Below are 16,598 nucleotides of genomic sequence, written 5' to 3'. Positions count from 1 at the left end.
CACTTCAGAGCAGCACAACGTCGTATTGTTCCTGGGAATACATGGTTTCCACCTGGAAGCGGATCGTGCGCCCGATAAAAGCCTCCAGTTCCGCGACATTACCCGACTCCTCATCGAGCAGGCGGTCCACCACTTTCTGGTTCGCCAACACTCTATAGCCAGTGGCCTGGTAAGCGCGTGCTTCCCGGAGAATTTCCCTGAAGATTTCGTAACACACGGTTTCCGGGGTCTTGAGCTTGCCCCGGCCCTGGCAGGCGCTGCACGGCTCGCACAACACCTGCTCGAGACTTTCGCGGGTGCGTTTGCGGGTCATCTGCACCAGGCCCAACTCGGTGATGCCGATGATGTTGGTCTTGGCGTGATCGCGCTCGAGTTGTTTTTCCAGGGTCCTCAGCACCTGGCGCTGGTGCTCTTCGTCCTCCATGTCGATGAAGTCGATGATGATGATCCCGCCCAGGTTGCGCAGGCGCAATTGGCGAGCGATAGCGGTGGCAGCTTCCAGGTTGGTCTTGAAGATGGTTTCCTCAAGATTGCGATGGCCAACGAACGCTCCGGTGTTGACGTCGATGGTGCTCATGGCCTCGGCCGGGTCGACCACCAGGTAACCGCCGGACTTGAGCGGCACTTTGCGCTCCAGGGCCTTCTGGATTTCGTCCTCGACGCCGTACAGGTCGAAAATCGGCCGTTCGCCGGGATAATGCTCGAGACGGTCGGCAATTTCCGGCATCAGCTCGGCCACGAACTGAGTGGTCTTCTGGAAGGTTTCCCGGGAATCGATGCGGATTTTCTCGATCTTGGGGCTGACCAGGTCCCGCAGCGTGCGCAATGCCAGGCCCAGGTCTTCGTAGATCACGCTGGGGGTGGCAATGGTCTTGATCTGCGCGGCGATCTGGTCCCAGAGTCTTCGCAGGTAACGGATGTCCATGAGAATCTCATCGGCCCCGGCGCCTTCGGCAGCGGTGCGCAGGATGAAGCCGCCGGCTTCCTTGATCCCTTCTTTCTCCACGCAATCGCTGACCACTTGCTTGAGCCGCTCGCGCTCGGCTTCGTCCTCGATCTTCAGGGAAATGCCGACATGGGCGGTGCGTGGCATGTACACCAGGTAGCGGGACGGAATGGACAGTTGCGTGGTCAGGCGCGCGCCCTTGGAACCGATGGGGTCCTTGGTGACCTGCACCACCAGGCTCTGGCCTTCATGGACCAGCGCGCCGATGCTCTCCACGGCAGGCCCTTCGCGCAGGGAAATCTCCGAAGCATGGATGAACGCAGCACGGTCCAGACCGATATCGACGAACGCCGCCTGCATGCCGGGCAATACCCGCACCACCTTGCCTTTGTAGATGTTGCCGACAATGCCACGCTTCTGCGTGCGTTCGACATGAACCTCTTGCAGCACACCGTTTTCAACCACCGCCACGCGCGATTCCATCGGCGTGATGTTGATCAGGATCTCTTCACTCATGGCAGGGTCTCGTTCAGGCATTTTCACGATAATGGCTGCATCTGGTCAGACGGCGCTCAACGCACGTTCAAGGTTTGCCAACAGGGTATGCCGAAATGCTCCAACAGTTGTGCGGTTTCGCACAGCGGCAAGCCAACCACCGCAGAATAGCTGCCCTCAAGCCCGGCGACGAACACCGCACCCAATCCCTGGATGCCATAGCCACCGGCCTTGTCCCGGGGTTCACCACTGGCCCAGTAAGCCGCCGCTTCCTCTTCGGTGATAGGGCGAAAGCGCACCCGACTGCGAACCACCCGGGATTCGCAGCGCTCCCCGTCCAAAAGAGCGATGGCGGTCAGTACCTCATGGTCGCAACCGGACAAGCTCAGCAGCATCGAGCGCGCTTCAGACTGGTCCAGTGGCTTGCCGAGAATCTGCCCGTCCAGCACTACCGCCGTATCGGCGCCCAACACGCAGCCACCGTCATCGATCGGCAAGGTCCGCCGCCCGGCCTCGGCCTTGCCGCGCGCCAGGCGCTCGACATAGGCCGACGGGGTCTCGTGATTCAGGGGAGTTTCGTCGATGTCCGCGCTGATGGCGGTAAAGGACACGCCGATCTGCGTAAGCAGCTCACGCCGACGCGGCGAGCCTGAGGCAAGGTAAAGCGGTTTCATCAATCCATCTCCCGCTTGAGCCCTAGGCTCTATACGGAAAGCCTTGATACTCGTTCATGCTGCGTTGAAAACAGCCTCGGAATGCTCATGCACTCCAGTACACTGCGCTTGCTCGGCTGTTTTCGCCTTGCCTGACCTTCGTCTCAAGACTTTTCGTACAGAGCCTAGCGAATCAGTTGATCTTGAAACGCAGGCGCAGGCCGCGCAAACCGAAGCTGACCCAAGGCCAGAGCAAGGCACTGACCAGGGCCGGCAGCACCAGTGCCAGGGTCGGCTGGCGATTGCCGGTCAGCGCGCTGAGCCATAACTGCACCAGTTGGGCCAGGCCGAAGATCACCAGGATCACCAGGCACTGTTGCCACATCGGGAACATCCGCAGGCGCTGCTGCAGCGACAGCACCAGAAAAGTAATCAAGGTCAGGATCAGCGCGTTCTGCCCCAACAGCGTCCCATAGAGCACGTCTTCGGCCAGCCCCAGGCACCAGGCAGTGACCATGCCGACCTTGTGCGGCAGCGCCAGCGCCCAGAAAGCCAGCAGCAAGGCCAGCCACAACGGACGAAGGATTTCCATGAACTGCGGCAGCGGCGAAACGCTGAGCAACAGGCCTATGGCGAAAGTCAACCAGACCATCCAGCCGTTACCGGATTGGGTACTGCTCATTCTTCTCGTGCTCCCCTGTTGGCGGGCGTAGCGGCGGGCGCTCTGGTTGCAGGCCGCGCCGATTGGGCCGCTGGTGCATGAGTGGCCGTTGCATGAGTGGCAGGCCTGGCCGGTGTTGCAGCGGGTGTTGCAGGCGCAGGCCTGGCAGGCGTAGTGGCGGGCGCAGCAGCCGGTGTGGTTGCCGAGGCCGGCGTAACCGGTGCGGACACGGATGGATTTGGCGTTGCGGCCGGCACGGCTGCGCCGGCACCAGGGGCAGCCGCTTCGCCACCCTGCCGGTCCTGGGCTTCCTGGGCCGCGGCAGCGTCGTTGGCGCGCTCTTCAGGCGTGCGGTTGTCACTGAATACCAGCAGCAGGTAACGGCTGCGGTTCAACGCGGCGGTCGGTACCGCACGGACAATGGCGAATGGCTGGCCGGAGTCATGGATGACTTCCTTGACAATCGCCACTGGATAGCCGGCAGGAAACCGCTGGCCGAGGCCGGAGCTGACCAGCAGGTCGCCTTCCTTGATATCGGCGGTGTCGGCTACGTGCCGCAACTCCAGGCGCTCCGGGTTGCCGGTCCCGCTGGCAATTGCTCGCAAACCGTTGCGGTTGACCTGCACGGGGATGCTATGGGTGGTATCGGTCAACAGCAACACGCGAGACGTGTAGGGCATCAACTCCACCACTTGGCCCATCAGGCCGCGGGCATCGAGCACCGGCTGACCGAGGACCACACCGTCGCGCTCGCCCTTGTTGATGACGATCCGGTGGCTGAACGGGTTGGGGTCCATGCCGATCAGTTCGGCCACTTCGACCTTTTCGTTGACCAGCGCAGAGGAATTGAGCAACTCGCGCAGCCGCACATTCTGCTCGGTGAGGGCCGCCAGCTTCTGCAGACGCCCCTGCAGGAGCAGGTTCTCGGTCTTGAGTTTTTCGTTCTCGGCGACCAACTCGGTCCGGCTGCCGAACTGACTGGCCACACCTTGCCACAGCCGTTGCGGCAGGTCGGTGATCCAATAGGACTCCATCAGGATCAGCGACATCTGGCTGCGCACGGGCTTGAGCAGTGTGAAGCGGGCATCGACCACCATCAGCGCAACCGATAGCACAGCCAGCACCAGAAGGCGCACACCCAACGAGGGGCCCTTGGCAAAAAGCGGTTTAATAAGCCGCTCCTCCCAGGCAAATGTTCTCTTTATTCATACGGCATCAAACCGGCCTGGATACGAATGACAGAAGATAAACGGCAACGGGCAGCACTGCAAAGTGCTGCCCGGAAGCGAACAACATGGACCCGGCGAGACTTATTCGCTGGAGAGCAGGTCCATGGTGTGCTTGTCCATCATTTCCAAGGCACGACCACCGCCACGGGCAACACAGGTCAGCGGATCTTCGGCAACGATCACCGGCAAGCCGGTTTCCTGTGCCAGCAACTTGTCGAGGTCACGCAGCAACGCGCCACCACCGGTCAGCACCAGGCCACGCTCGGCGATGTCGGAAGCCAGTTCCGGCGGCGACTGCTCCAGAGCGCTTTTCACCGCCTGGACGATGGTGGCCAGGGACTCTTGCAGCGCTTCCAGCACTTCGTTGGAGTTCAGGGTAAATGCCCGTGGAACGCCTTCGGCCAGGTTACGGCCACGAACATCGACCTCACGGATTTCACCGCCCGGGTAGGCCGTGCCGATTTCCTGCTTGATACGCTCGGCGGTGGACTCGCCGATCAGGCTACCGTAGTTACGGCGCACATAGGTGATGATCGCTTCGTCGAAACGGTCGCCACCAACACGCACGGACTCGGCATAGACCACACCGTTGAGGGAGATCAGCGCGATCTCGGTGGTGCCACCACCGATGTCGACAACCATCGAGCCACGAGCTTCTTCCACCGGCAGACCGGCACCGATGGCAGCGGCCATCGGTTCTTCGATCAGGAACACCTCACGGGCACCGGCACCCAGGGCCGATTCACGGATGGCACGACGCTCCACCTGAGTGGACTTGCATGGCACGCAGATCAGCACGCGAGGGCTGGGCTGCAGGAAACTGTTTTCGTGGACCTTGTTGATGAAGTACTGCAGCATCTTTTCGCAGACGCTGAAGTCAGCGATCACGCCGTCCTTCATCGGACGAATGGCGGCGATGTTGCCCGGTGTACGGCCCAGCATTCGCTTGGCTTCGGTACCAACAGCCACGACACTTTTCTGGTTACCGTGGGTGCGGATGGCCACGACCGAGGGTTCATTCAGGACGATACCGCGCTCGCGCACGTAAATAAGGGTGTTGGCAGTGCCCAGGTCAATGGAGAGATCGCTGGAAAACATGCCACGCAGTTTCTTGAACATGGGAAAGGGACCCTAGGCAACGCGTGGGTAAAAAAGTGCGGCAAACTCTAACAACGACAGGGATTTTGGGCAAGGCGCCAATATGTTAAATTGGCCGCTTTTCCGTGCACCAAACCCTACAATCGCGGCAAGTGCCCTGTTTCGCAAATACGTTCCTTTTTTGACGAGTGGCTATTGTCGTCAGGCAAGGCGCCGCGACGAGTCATAGCCCGCTATGGCGAGAAGCGGCAACGCAGCATGACGGCAATGGACGCCGTCAAAAAAGAACAGTACTTGTGATACAGGGCACTGGACCGTAGAAATGCGGTAGTGTTCCGACAATCTAACACACGGACAGACTGCGTCCGTTCTGTTTTCCACTGGAGAATCCCATGGCGCTTGAACGCTCCGACGTGGAAAAAATCGCTCATCTGGCCTGCCTGGGCCTCAATGAAGCCGATCTTCCACACATCACTTCTGCCCTGAACAGCATTCTGGGGCTGGTCGACGAGATGCAGGCGGTCAATACCGACGGTATCGAACCGCTGGCCCACCCACTGGAAGCCAGCCAGCGCCTGCGCGCCGACGTCGTGACCGAACCCGATAACCGCGAGGCCTACCAGTCCATCGCGCCAGCGGTCGAAAACGGCCTGTACCTGGTTCCGAAAGTCATCGACTAAAGGGAAAGAGCCTCTCATGCATCACATGACACTGGCCGAGATCGCCCGCGGACTCGCCGATAAAAAGTTTTCCTCCGAAGAGCTGACCAAAACCCTGCTGGCGCGTATCGCCCAGCTCGACCCGCAGCTCAACAGTTTCATCAGCGTGACCGAAGACCTGGCCCTGAGCCAAGCCAAGGCGGCCGACGCCCGCCGCGCCAACGGTGAAGGCGGCGCCCTGCTCGGCGCGCCGATCGCTCACAAGGACCTGTTCTGCACCCAAGGCATCCGCACCAGCTGCGGCTCGAAGATGCTCGACAACTTCAAGGCTCCTTACGACGCCACCGTGGTCGCCAAGCTGGCCGCTGCCGGCGCTGTGACCCTGGGCAAGACCAACATGGACGAATTCGCCATGGGTTCTGCCAACGAGTCGAGCTACTACGGCGCGGTGAAGAACCCCTGGAACCTGGAACACGTACCGGGCGGTTCGTCCGGCGGTTCCGCCGCTGCCGTGGCTGCGCGCCTGCTGCCGGCCGCTACCGCTACCGACACCGGCGGCTCGATTCGCCAGCCCGCGGCCTTCACCAACCTCACCGGCCTCAAGCCCACCTACGGTCGCGTGTCGCGTTGGGGCATGATTGCCTACGCCTCCAGTCTCGACCAGGGCGGCCCATTGGCGCGCACCGCCGAAGATTGCGCACTGTTGCTGCAAGGCATGGCCGGCTTCGACCCGAACGACTCCACCAGCATCGATGAACCGGTGCCAGACTACAGCGCCGGCCTCAACGGCTCGCTGCAAGGCCTGCGTATCGGCGTGCCGAAGGAATATTTCGGCGCCGGCCTCGACCCGCGCATTGCCGACCTGATCCACAACAGCGTCAAGGAACTGGAAAAGCTCGGCGCGGTGGTCAAGGAAATCAGCCTGCCGAACATGCAGCACGCGATTCCGGCCTATTACGTGATCGCCCCGGCGGAGGCCTCGTCGAACCTCTCGCGTTTCGATGGCGTACGCTTCGGCTATCGCTGCGAAAACCCGGAAAACCTGATCGACCTGTACAAGCGCTCCCGTGGCGAAGGCTTCGGCGCCGAAGTGCAGCGGCGGATCATGGTCGGGACTTACGCGCTGTCCGCCGGCTATTACGACGCCTACTACCTCAAGGCGCAGAAAATCCGCCGCCTGGTGAAGAACGACTTCATGGCCGCCTTCAACGAGGTCGACATCATCCTCGGCCCGACCACGCCGAACCCGGCCTGGAAACTCGGCGCCAAGAACAGCGACCCGGTCGCTGCCTACCTGGAAGACGTCTACACCATCACCGCCAACCTCGCCGGTTTGCCGGGCCTGTCCATGCCGGCCGGTTTCGTCGATGGCCTGCCGGTGGGCGTGCAGTTGCTCGCGCCGTACTTCCAGGAAGGCCGCCTGCTCAACGTGGCTCACCAGTATCAGTTGAACACTGACTGGCACACCCGCACCCCTCAGGGGTTTTGAAACTGCTGCGCTCGGTAATGCTGCGTTGAAAACTGGTTCGAAATGCTCATTGACTACAGTCAACCCCGCTTTCTCACCAGTTTTCGCCTTGCCTCACCTTCGCTCGCGACGTTTCAAAATCCCCTGATAAGACTTCTGAGGAGAAACACATGCAATGGGAAGTCGTGATCGGGCTGGAGATTCACACCCAGCTCACCACCCGGTCGAAAATCTTTTCCGGCAGTTCCACCACGTTCGGCTCCGAGCCCAACACCCAGGCCAGCCTGGTCGACCTGGGCATGCCTGGTGTGCTGCCGGTGCTCAACGCCGAAGCGGTGCGCATGGCGGTGATGTTCGGCCTGGCGATTGACGCCGAGATCGGCCAGCACAACGTGTTCGCCCGCAAGAACTACTTCTACCCGGACCTGCCCAAGGGCTACCAGATCAGCCAGATGGAACTGCCGATTGTCGGCAAGGGCCACCTGGACATCGCCCTGGAAGACGGCACGGTCAAGCGTGTCGGCATCACCCGGGCGCACCTGGAAGAAGACGCCGGCAAGAGCCTGCACGAAGAGTTCAACGGCGCCACCGGCATCGACCTGAACCGTGCCGGCACGCCGCTGCTGGAAATCGTCTCCGAACCGGACATGCGCAGTGCCAAGGAAGCCGTGGCCTACGTCAAGGCAATCCACGCACTGGTGCGCTACCTGGGCATCTGCGACGGCAACATGGCCGAAGGCTCGCTGCGCTGCGACTGCAACGTATCGATCCGGCCCAAGGGCCAGGCCGAATTCGGCACGCGCTGCGAGATCAAGAACGTCAACTCGTTCCGCTTCATCGAGAAGGCGATCAACAGCGAGATCCAGCGCCAGATCGAACTGATCGAGGACGGTGGCAAGGTCATCCAGCAGACCCGCCTGTACGACCCGAACAAGGACGAGACCCGTCCGATGCGCAGCAAGGAAGAAGCCAACGACTACCGCTACTTCCCCGACCCGGACCTGCTGCCGGTGGTGATCGAAGACTCGTTCCTCGATGACGTGCGGGCCACCCTGCCGGAACTGCCACCACAGAAACGCGAGCGCTTCCAGGCGCAGTTCGGGCTGTCGAGCTACGACGCCAACGTCCTGGCCACCAGCCGCGAACAAGCCGATTACTTTGAAAAAGTCGTCGGCATCGGCGGCGACGCCAAGCTGGCGGCCAACTGGGTGATGGTCGAACTAGGCAGCCTGCTGAACAAGCAGGGGCTGGAAATCGACGAGTCGCCGGTGTCGGCCGAGCAGTTGGGCGGCATGCTGTTGCGGATCAAGGACAATACCATCTCCGGCAAGATCGCCAAGATGGTCTTCGAAGCCATGGCCAATGGCGAAGGCAGCGCCGACGAGATCATCGAAAAGCGCGGCTTGAAGCAGGTCACCGACACCGGTGCCATTTCTGCCGTACTTGATGAAATGCTCGCAGCCAACGCCGAACAGGTCGAACAATACCGTGCGGCGGATGAAGCCAAGCGCGGCAAGATGTTCGGCTTCTTCGTCGGCCAGGCCATGAAAGCCTCCAAGGGCAAGGCCAACCCGCAACAGGTCAACGAACTGCTCAAAAGCAAGCTCGAGGGCTGACGGCCATGGGGCCAGTCTTTCAATCTGGCTCCACTCTCCCCTGTGGGAGCGAATCTGTGGGAGCAAAGCTTGCTCGCGATGAAAGCACCTCGATCCGTCAGAAGATTGCGTTATCGTTCATCGCGAGCAAGCTTTGCTCCCACTGGCTCGCTCCCACATTTGTCTCGGACAATCCTTCTATGAAGCGTCTCCTCGGCGCCTGCGCCCTGCTGTCCCTGTTGGCCGGTTGCGCCAGCCAGAGCGGGACGGTCGACCCACACGGCTACGACCAGACGGGCGTGGCCTCCTATTACGGCGCCCGGCACCACGGCAAGCGCACCGCCAGTGGCGAGCGTTTCGACCAGTACAGCCTGACTGCCGCCCATCGCCAGTTGCCGTTCGGCACACGGGTGAAAATCACCAACCTGGGCAACAATGACAGTGTCGTGGTCCGTATCAACGACCGCGGCCCCTATACCCGGGGCCGGCTGATCGACGTATCCCGTGAAGCCGCCGAGCAATTGGGCATGTTGCGCAGCGGCACCGCGCGGGTACGTGTGCAAGCCCTCGACGATTGATAGACGGAGCCCAGCCATTTCCCTACTCGCCGCTTTACCGCTTTTCAGCCTGATCGAACTGTTCGGTGGCCTGCTGTTGCTGATTGCCGGCGCCGAATTGCTGGTGCGGGCCGCTGTCAGCTTGGCAGCGCGCTTGCAAGTACGCCCCCTGATCATCGGCCTGAGCGTCGTCGCCTTCGGCAGCAGCGCGCCACAAATGGCCGTCAGCCTGCAAGCGACCCTGACGCAGAACGCCGACATTGCCGTGGGCAGCGTGATCGGCAGCGGTATCTTCAACATTCTCGTGACCCTCGGCCTGTCGGCGCTGATCATTCCGTTGCGGGTCTCGCGCCAACTGGTGCGCCTGGACATCCCCCTGATGATCGGCGCCAGCCTGTTGGTGTTCGTGCTGGCCTGGAACGAAGAGCTGACGCGGTTGGACGGCGTGCTGCTCCTGATCGCCCTGGCGGTGTACCTGGGCTTGTTGCTGCGTCAGTCACGGCACTCCGGGCGTCCCCATGCCGTAGCGGTCAAAGTGACACCGGCGTCCTGGCTCAAGAGCCTGTCGATGATCGCAGCGGGTCTGGCGCTGCTGATTTTTGCCGGACATCTGCTGCTGGGCGCGGCGGTGGAGGTCGCCACCGACCTGGGGCTTTCGGAACGTATCATCGGCCTGACCATCGTCGCCGTCAGCACCTCATTACCGGAGCTTGCGACCTCACTGATCGCCGCTCTGCGGGGCCAGCGCGACATCGCGGTGGGCAACGTGATCGGCAGCAACCTGTTCAACCTGCTGGGGGTGCTCGGGGTGACCGCCCTCCTCGCACCGACGCCGCTTTCGGTTTCGCCGAACGCGCTGGACTTCGACCTGCCGGTGATGCTCGGCGTGGCGGTGCTGTGCCTGCCGGTGTTCTATTCCGGCTACCGGGTCACCCGCGCCGAAGGCTTGTTGCTCCTGGGCTTGTACCTGGCCTATGGGCTGCACGTGATGTCGTTTACCACCGGCATGCCCCTGGCTGGCCAGCTGGAACGGCTGATGCTGTTCTACGTGCTGCCGGTCCTGCTCGTATTCTTGCTGTTCACCTCCGTGCGCGCCTGGCGCCGCCAACACCACAAGAGGGATTTGCCATGACCGACACTCCAAAGACCGGCCTGGACATGCGTCGCCAGGTGATGGGCGACGCATTCGTCGACCGCGCCCTGGGCAACGCCACCGAATTCACCCAGCCTCTGCAGGATTTCGTCAATGAACATGCCTGGGGCAGCGTCTGGAGCCGCGAAGGCCTGCCGCTGAAAACCCGCAGCCTGATCACGCTTGCCGCCCTCACCGCCCTCAAATGCCCGCAGGAACTCAAAGGCCATGTACGTGGTGCGCTGAACAACGGCTGCACGGTGGAGGAGATTCGCGAAGCGTTGTTGCATTGCGCGGTGTACGCCGGGGTGCCGGCGGCGATCGATGCGTTTCGGGCGGCGCAGGAAGTGATCGAGGCGTATCAGAAGTCGGAGTGAAACGCGGGATTTGGGCTGTATGGACTGGCGCCATCGCGAGCCTGCTCGCACACAGTGGATCGGGTTTCTTCAGAAGGAATGCGATCGAATGTGGGAGCGAGCCTGCTCGCGATTGGATCTGAAGAACACCACAGCAGCTAGATCCACCCACCCCACTGCAACACAAAGATCCCCAGGTTGGTGGTGATCGCCGCCATCAACGTGGTGATGACGATGATCGCCGCCGCCAGCTCATGGTTGCCATCGGCGGCACGGGCCATGACGAAGCTGGCGGCTGCGGTGGGGCTGCCGAAGTACAGGAACAGGATGCCCAGTTCCGCCCCGCGAAAGCCCCAGAGCCAGGCGCCCAGTGTGGTCAATACCGGCAGCCCGACCATTTTCACCAGGCTCGAACTCATGGCCATCCTGCCACTCTTGCGCAGGGCGGCCAGCGACAGGGTGCCGCCGATGCAGATCAGCGCCAGGGGCAAGGTCATCTGCGCGAGGTACTTGCCTGACGTCTCGAACCAGTGCGGCAGGCCGATCTGCCAATAGGCGAACGGCGCGGCAATGATCACGCTGATGATCAGCGGGTTGCTGAACACACTTTTGCAGATGCTCCACGGGTCGGACTTGATCACCGGGCTGTAGACCGCCAGCACGATGGTCGACAACGTGTTGTAGAACAGGATCACCAGCGCTGCGAGGATCGCCCCCAGGGAAATCCCATAGTCGCCATACATGCTCGCCGCCAGCGCCAGGCCGATGACCCCGTTATTGCCACGAAACGCCCCTTGGGTATAGATGCCGCGATCTTCCCACGGGCAACGCCAGATCGCCCAGCCCCAGGCCATGGCGAAGCTCACCAGGGTGGCGACGGAGAAATAGATCAGCAGGTCCGGCTGCAGCGCCGCATGCAGGTCGGCATGGAGGATGCCGAGGAACAACAGCGCCGGCATGGTGACGTTGAACACCAGGGACGAGGCGATGTGGATGAAATTGTCGTTGATCCAGCCTATGCGCTTGAGCAACACCCCCAGAAACAGCATGGCAAACACCGGCGCGGTGATGTTCAGGGTTTCGAGGAAAATTGCCAGCATGCCGGGGACCTTGAGGGGGGTGTCGTTAGGTGGCTAATAATAAGCCACTTTCCCACTGATCGTTCCCACGCTCTGCGTGGAAATGCCTCAACGGACGCTCCGCGTTCGGCTCTCGGGACGCGGAGCGTCCCTGGCTGCATTCCCACGCAGAGCGTGGGAACGATCAACGACAACGTCAGATCAGGTAATCGGCGCCGGGTTGAACAAGGTGATGTCGTTGTACAGCTTGTGCCGTTCAGCCCAGGTCTGCTTCTTGCCGCTGGCCACATCAAGGTAATAGTGGAACAGTTCCCAGCCCAACTCTTCGATCGAGGCACGGCCAGTGGCAATCCGGCCGGCGTCGATGTCGATCAGGTCGGGCCAGCGCTGGGCCAGTTCGGTACGGGTCGAGACCTTCACCACTGGTGCCATCGCCAAACCGTAAGGCGTGCCACGGCCGGTGGTGAACACGTGCAGGTTCATCCCCGCCGCCAATTGCAGCGTGCCGCAGACAAAATCGCTGGCCGGCGTGGCGCAGAAGATCAGGCCTTTTTGCTTGAAACGCTCGCCCGGACCGAGCACGCCGCTGATCGCACTGCTGCCGGATTTGACGATCGAGCCCAGGGACTTTTCAACGATGTTCGACAGCCCGCCCTTTTTGTTGCCCGGCGTGGTGTTGGCGCTGCGATCCGCCTCGCCCTTGGCCAGGTAACGGTCGTACCAGTCCATCTCGCGCACCAGCTCCTGGGCAACCTCCCGGGTTTGCGCCCGGGACGTCAGCAGGTAGATGGCGTCGCGTACTTCGGTGACCTCGGAGAACATCACCGTCGCCCCGGCACGCAACAACAGGTCCGAGGCATAGCCCAGGGCCGGGTTGGCGGTGATGCCGGAAAACGCATCGCTGCCACCGCACTGCATACCCAGGATCAACTCCGAAGCCGGCACGGTTTCGCGACGACGCTGGTCGAGTTTCTTCAGGCGGGTTTCAGCCAACGCCATGATCTGTTCGATCATCTCGGTGAAGCCGTGGCTGGAGTCCTGCAAGCGATACAACCATGGCTCGCTGAGGTCAACCGAGCTGTCGTTTTCGTGCATCACCTGTCCGGCCTGCAATTTTTCACAGCCCAGGCTGATCACCAGCGCCTCGCCACCCAGGTTCGGGTTGCGCGCCAGGTTGCGCACGGTACGAATCGGGATGTACGCATCGGTGGCGGTGATCGCCACGCCACAGCCGTAGCTGTGGGTCAGCGCCACCACGTCATCAACGTTCGGGTACTTGGGCAGCAATTCTTCCTTGATGCGCTTGACCGCATGATCCAGCACCCCGGTCACGCACTGCACCGTGGTGGTGATGCCCAGGATATTGCGCGTGCCGACGGTACCGTCGGCGTTACGGTAGCCTTCGAAGGTATAACCCTCCAGCGGCGCATCGGCCGCCGGCACGTCGGTGGACAGCGGCAGGCTGTCCAGCGGTGGCGCGGTGGGCATGCGCAACTGGTCTTCCTTGACCCAACTGCCATGGGGGATCGGTTGCAACGCGTAGCCAATCACCTGGCCATAGCGAATCACCTCGCCGCCCTCGGGAATGTCCTGCAGCGTGACCTTGTGGCTCTGGGGCACGAAGTCCACGGTGACCAGGCCGTCCGGGAATTCGGTCCCGGCCGGAACACCCTGGTCATTGACGACGATCACCACATTGTCCCGCTCGTGCAGGCGGATGTAACGGGGCGAATCGGCATGTTCAATCAGTTTCATCGGTGCCGCTCCTTCAGGACTTGGCTTCGGACAGACTGGAGAGGTCGGCATCCCTGGCCGTGGGTTCCTTGAGCACGACACGCTTGATCGGCCCAACGATGACCAGGTAGCTGAACACCGCCACCAAGGCGTTGCAACCGACGAATACCAGTGCCCACTTGAACGAACCGGTGGCACTGATGATGTAGCCGATGACGATTGGTGTAGTGATCGATGCCAGGTTGCCGAAGGTGTTGAACAGGCCACCGCTCAAGCCGGCGATCTGTTTTGGCGAGGTATCGGACACCACGGCCCAGCCCAGCGCGCCCACCCCTTTACCGAAGAAGGCCAGGGCCATGAAGCCGACCACCATCCATTCGATTTCGACATAATTGCAGGCCACGATGCTGCTGGACACCAGCAGGCCGGCGATGATCGGGGCCTTGCGGGCGAAGGTCAACGAGTGGCCCTTGCGCAGCAGGTAATCGGAGATCACCCCGCCCAGCACGCCGCCGATGAAGCCGCAGATCGCCGGCAAGGACGCGATGAAGCCGGCCTTGAGGATGGTCATGCCACGCTCCTGGACCAGGTACACCGGGAACCAGGTCAGGAAGAAGTAGGTGATACCGTTGATGCAGTATTGGCCCAGGTACACGCCGAGCATCATGCGATTGGTGAGCAATTGGCGGATGTAATCCCATTTCGGACCGTCGGCCTTCTTCTCCTTGCCCTTCCCCTTGTCCTGGTCCATGTCGACCATCGCGCCATTGGCGGCGATATGATTGAACTCGGCTTCGTTGATCATCGGATGCTGGCGCGGGCTGTGGATCACTTTGAGCCAGATCAGCGAGAACACGATGCCAACCACGCCCATCACGATGAACACGTGCTGCCAGCCGAAGCGGTAGACGATCCAGCCCATCAGCGGCGCGAACAACACAGTGGCGAAATACTGCGCCGAATTGAAGATTGCCGAGGCGGTGCCGCGCTCTGCGGTGGGAAACCAGGCGGCGACAATACGTGCGTTACCCGGGAAGGATGGCGCTTCGGCCAGCCCGACCAGAAAGCGCAGCATGAACAGCGCAACCACGGCCGTCGACATGCCGAATTCACCGACATAGCCCTGCAGCACGGTGAAAAACGACCAGGTAAAAATGCTCAGGGCATAGATTTTTTTCGAGCCGAAACGGTCGAGCAGCCAACCACCGGGAATCTGCCCGGCTACGTAGGCCCAACCAAAAGCGGAGAAAATATAACCAAGGGTAACGGCGTCAATGCCGAGGTCTTTCTGCAAGCTGGAGCCTGCGATGGCGATAGTTGCGCGGTCGGCATAGTTGATCGTCGTCACCAGAAACAGCATGAGCAGGATCAAATAGCGGACGCGGGTCGGCTTGGTTTCTTGCATGTAATCTACTTCCACTATTTATTTTTATACGGGAAATCAATTTGTGCGGTCGGCGCCGGTTTCGACACCGACCGGTGTTGCGTGTTACGAACCGATGTAAGAGGTCTTCACCACGGTGTAGAACTCCTGCGCGTAGCGACCTTGCTCGCGCGAACCATAGGACGAACCTTTGCGTCCGCCGAACGGCACGTGGTAATCCACGCCGGCGGTTGGCAGGTTGACCATCACCATGCCCGCCTGGGAATGGCGCTTGAAGTGGTTGGCATACTTCAACGACGTGGTGGCGATACCGGCGGACAGACCGAACTCGGTGTCATTGGCCATCGCCAGCGCCGCCTCGTAGTCAGCCACGCGCACAACGTTGGCCACCGGGCCGAAAATTTCTTCACGGCTGATGCGCATTGCCGCTTCACTGTCGGCGAACAGGGTCGGCGCCAGGAAATAGCCTTCGGTGTCGCAGGTCACCAGGCCACCACCGCTGACCAGCCGCGCACCTTCGCTCTGGCCAATGTCGATGTACTTCAGGTCCTGGTTGAGCTGGGCCTCGGAAACCACCGGACCGATGTCCGTACCCGCCTTCAGGGCATGACCGACCTTGATCGATTGCATGCGCTCGGCCATGGCCGCGACGAACTTGTCGTGGATACCGGCGGTGACGATCAGGCGGCTCGAGGCCGTGCAGCGTTGGCCGGTGGAGTAGAACGCACTCTGCACCGCCAGTTCGACAGCCTGCTTGAGGTCGGCGTCATCGAGGATGATCTGTGGGTTCTTGCCGCCCATTTCCAACTGCACCTTGGCCTGGCGCGACACGCAGCTGACAGCGATCTGCCGGCCCACGCCCACGGAACCGGTGAAGCTGATGCCATCGACTTTCGGGCTGTTGACCAGGAGGTCACCGACCACGCGGCCGCTGCCCATCACCAGGTTGAACACACCGGCCGGGAAACCGGCGCGGGAAATGATTTCCGCCAAGGCCCAGGCGCAACCCGGTACCAGCTCGGCAGGCTTGATCACCACACAGTTGCCGTAGGCCAGGGCCGGGGCAATTTTCCACGCAGGGATGGCGATGGGAAAGTTCCACGGCGTGATCAGGCCAACCACACCCAGGGCTTCACGGGTCACTTCGACGTTGACGCCCGGACGCACCGACGGCACATAGTCGCCGGACAGGCGCAGGCATTCACCGGCGAAGAACTTGAAAATGTTGCCGGCGCGGGTCACTTCGCCGATGGCTTCGGGCAGGGTCTTGCCCTCTTCCCGGGCCAGCAGTTGGCCGAGCTCTTCGCGACGGGCGAGGATTTCGCTGCCGACCTTGTCCAGCGCGTCGTGACGAGCCTGGATGCCCGAAGTCGACCAGGCCGGGAACGCGGCGCGGGCGGCTTCGATGGCGGCATTGACTTGCGCCGCGTCAGCCTTGGCGTACTCGCCGATGACATCGGACAGATCAGACGGGTTGATGTTGGTGCAATAGTCAGCACCGGCCACCCACTGACCATTGATGTAGTTATCGAAACGCTTTGCATCTGCCACG

The 16,598-nt window shown here is 61.6% G+C and carries 14 protein-coding genes and 1 pseudogene; 6 read left to right on the top strand and 9 right to left on the bottom strand.

Features of this window, described 5'->3' with window-relative positions:
* Positions 1-4 precede the first annotated feature (4 nt).
* The 5 genes from rng to mreB form a co-directional block, all read right to left on the bottom strand.
* Entirely contained in the window at positions 5-1,462 is a 1,458-nt protein-coding gene (gene rng, locus QZH45_RS05485) for a ribonuclease G (protein WP_024777476.1), read from the bottom strand.
* A gap of 56 nt (positions 1,463-1,518) precedes the next feature.
* Positions 1,519-2,115, bottom strand: coding sequence for a Maf family protein (locus QZH45_RS05480; protein WP_055135957.1), 597 nt, complete (start codon positions 2,113-2,115; stop codon positions 1,519-1,521).
* 172 nt (positions 2,116-2,287) lie between these two features.
* Positions 2,288-2,776 carry a rod shape-determining protein MreD gene (gene mreD, locus QZH45_RS05475; RefSeq protein ID WP_003197820.1) on the bottom strand — a complete coding sequence of 163 codons (489 nt, stop codon included), beginning with the start codon at positions 2,774-2,776 and terminating at the stop codon, positions 2,288-2,290.
* Complete coding sequence (mreC, locus tag QZH45_RS05470; RefSeq protein WP_024777474.1) at positions 2,773-3,891, bottom strand: rod shape-determining protein MreC; 1,119 nt, start codon at positions 3,889-3,891, stop codon at positions 2,773-2,775. The genes mreD and mreC overlap by 4 nt, the downstream gene beginning before the upstream one ends.
* Positions 3,892-4,065: 174 nt before the next feature.
* On the bottom strand, positions 4,066-5,103 hold the full coding sequence (mreB, locus tag QZH45_RS05465; protein WP_015093487.1) for a rod shape-determining protein MreB: 1,038 nt from the start codon (positions 5,101-5,103) through the stop codon (positions 4,066-4,068).
* Between the two features lie 371 nt (positions 5,104-5,474).
* On the opposite strand from mreB, the gene gatC reads away from it, so the two are divergent.
* From gatC to QZH45_RS05435, 6 genes and pseudogenes are all read left to right on the top strand, one after another.
* Entirely contained in the window at positions 5,475-5,762 is a 288-nt protein-coding gene (gene gatC / locus QZH45_RS05460) for an Asp-tRNA(Asn)/Glu-tRNA(Gln) amidotransferase subunit GatC (RefSeq protein ID WP_024777473.1), read from the top strand.
* Between the two features lie 16 nt (positions 5,763-5,778).
* A complete protein-coding gene (gene gatA, locus QZH45_RS05455) occupies positions 5,779-7,230 on the top strand; it encodes an Asp-tRNA(Asn)/Glu-tRNA(Gln) amidotransferase subunit GatA (protein ID WP_024777472.1) in 1,452 nt (483 codons plus the stop codon).
* 143 nt (positions 7,231-7,373) lie between these two features.
* Positions 7,374-8,825 (top strand): annotated as a pseudogene (gene gatB / locus QZH45_RS05450) (Asp-tRNA(Asn)/Glu-tRNA(Gln) amidotransferase subunit GatB); the annotation flags it as partial.
* Positions 8,826-9,004: 179 nt separating this feature from the next.
* On the top strand, positions 9,005-9,382 hold the full coding sequence (locus QZH45_RS05445; protein ID WP_069018460.1) for a septal ring lytic transglycosylase RlpA family protein: 378 nt from the start codon (positions 9,005-9,007) through the stop codon (positions 9,380-9,382).
* 49 nt (positions 9,383-9,431) lie between these two features.
* The gene (locus QZH45_RS05440; protein ID WP_055135435.1) at positions 9,432-10,493 is read left to right on the top strand and encodes a calcium/sodium antiporter; all 1,062 of its coding nucleotides are present in this window, start codon (positions 9,432-9,434) and stop codon (positions 10,491-10,493) included.
* Positions 10,490-10,870, top strand: coding sequence for a carboxymuconolactone decarboxylase family protein (locus QZH45_RS05435; protein ID WP_024777468.1), 381 nt, complete (start codon positions 10,490-10,492; stop codon positions 10,868-10,870). Before QZH45_RS05440 ends, QZH45_RS05435 begins: the two co-directional genes overlap by 4 nt.
* A gap of 137 nt (positions 10,871-11,007) precedes the next feature.
* On the opposite strand, the gene QZH45_RS05430 is transcribed toward QZH45_RS05435, so the two are convergent.
* From QZH45_RS05430 to QZH45_RS05415, 4 genes are all read right to left on the bottom strand, one after another.
* The gene (locus QZH45_RS05430; protein WP_208555294.1) at positions 11,008-11,949 is read right to left on the bottom strand and encodes an AEC family transporter; all 942 of its coding nucleotides are present in this window, start codon (positions 11,947-11,949) and stop codon (positions 11,008-11,010) included.
* 180 nt (positions 11,950-12,129) lie between these two features.
* Positions 12,130-13,683 (bottom strand): galactarate dehydratase, encoded by a 1,554-nt coding sequence (garD, locus tag QZH45_RS05425; RefSeq protein WP_053192518.1) that lies wholly within the window; start codon positions 13,681-13,683, stop codon positions 12,130-12,132.
* 13 nt (positions 13,684-13,696) lie between these two features.
* Positions 13,697-15,067, bottom strand: coding sequence for an MFS transporter (locus QZH45_RS05420; RefSeq protein ID WP_053192516.1), 1,371 nt, complete (start codon positions 15,065-15,067; stop codon positions 13,697-13,699).
* An 84-nt stretch (positions 15,068-15,151) separates the two neighbouring features.
* Positions 15,152-16,597, bottom strand: a complete 1,446-nt coding sequence (locus QZH45_RS05415) for an aldehyde dehydrogenase family protein (RefSeq protein ID WP_024777464.1) — start codon at positions 16,595-16,597, stop codon at positions 15,152-15,154.
* Between the last annotated feature and the right edge of the window lies 1 nt (position 16,598).

This window comes from Pseudomonas corrugata (assembly GCF_050920615.1).
In the GTDB taxonomy this organism is placed as follows: domain Bacteria; phylum Pseudomonadota; class Gammaproteobacteria; order Pseudomonadales; family Pseudomonadaceae; genus Aquipseudomonas; species Aquipseudomonas corrugata.
The sequence above is the reverse complement of the archived record's forward strand: the minus strand, read 5'-3'. Positions and strand labels throughout refer to the sequence as shown.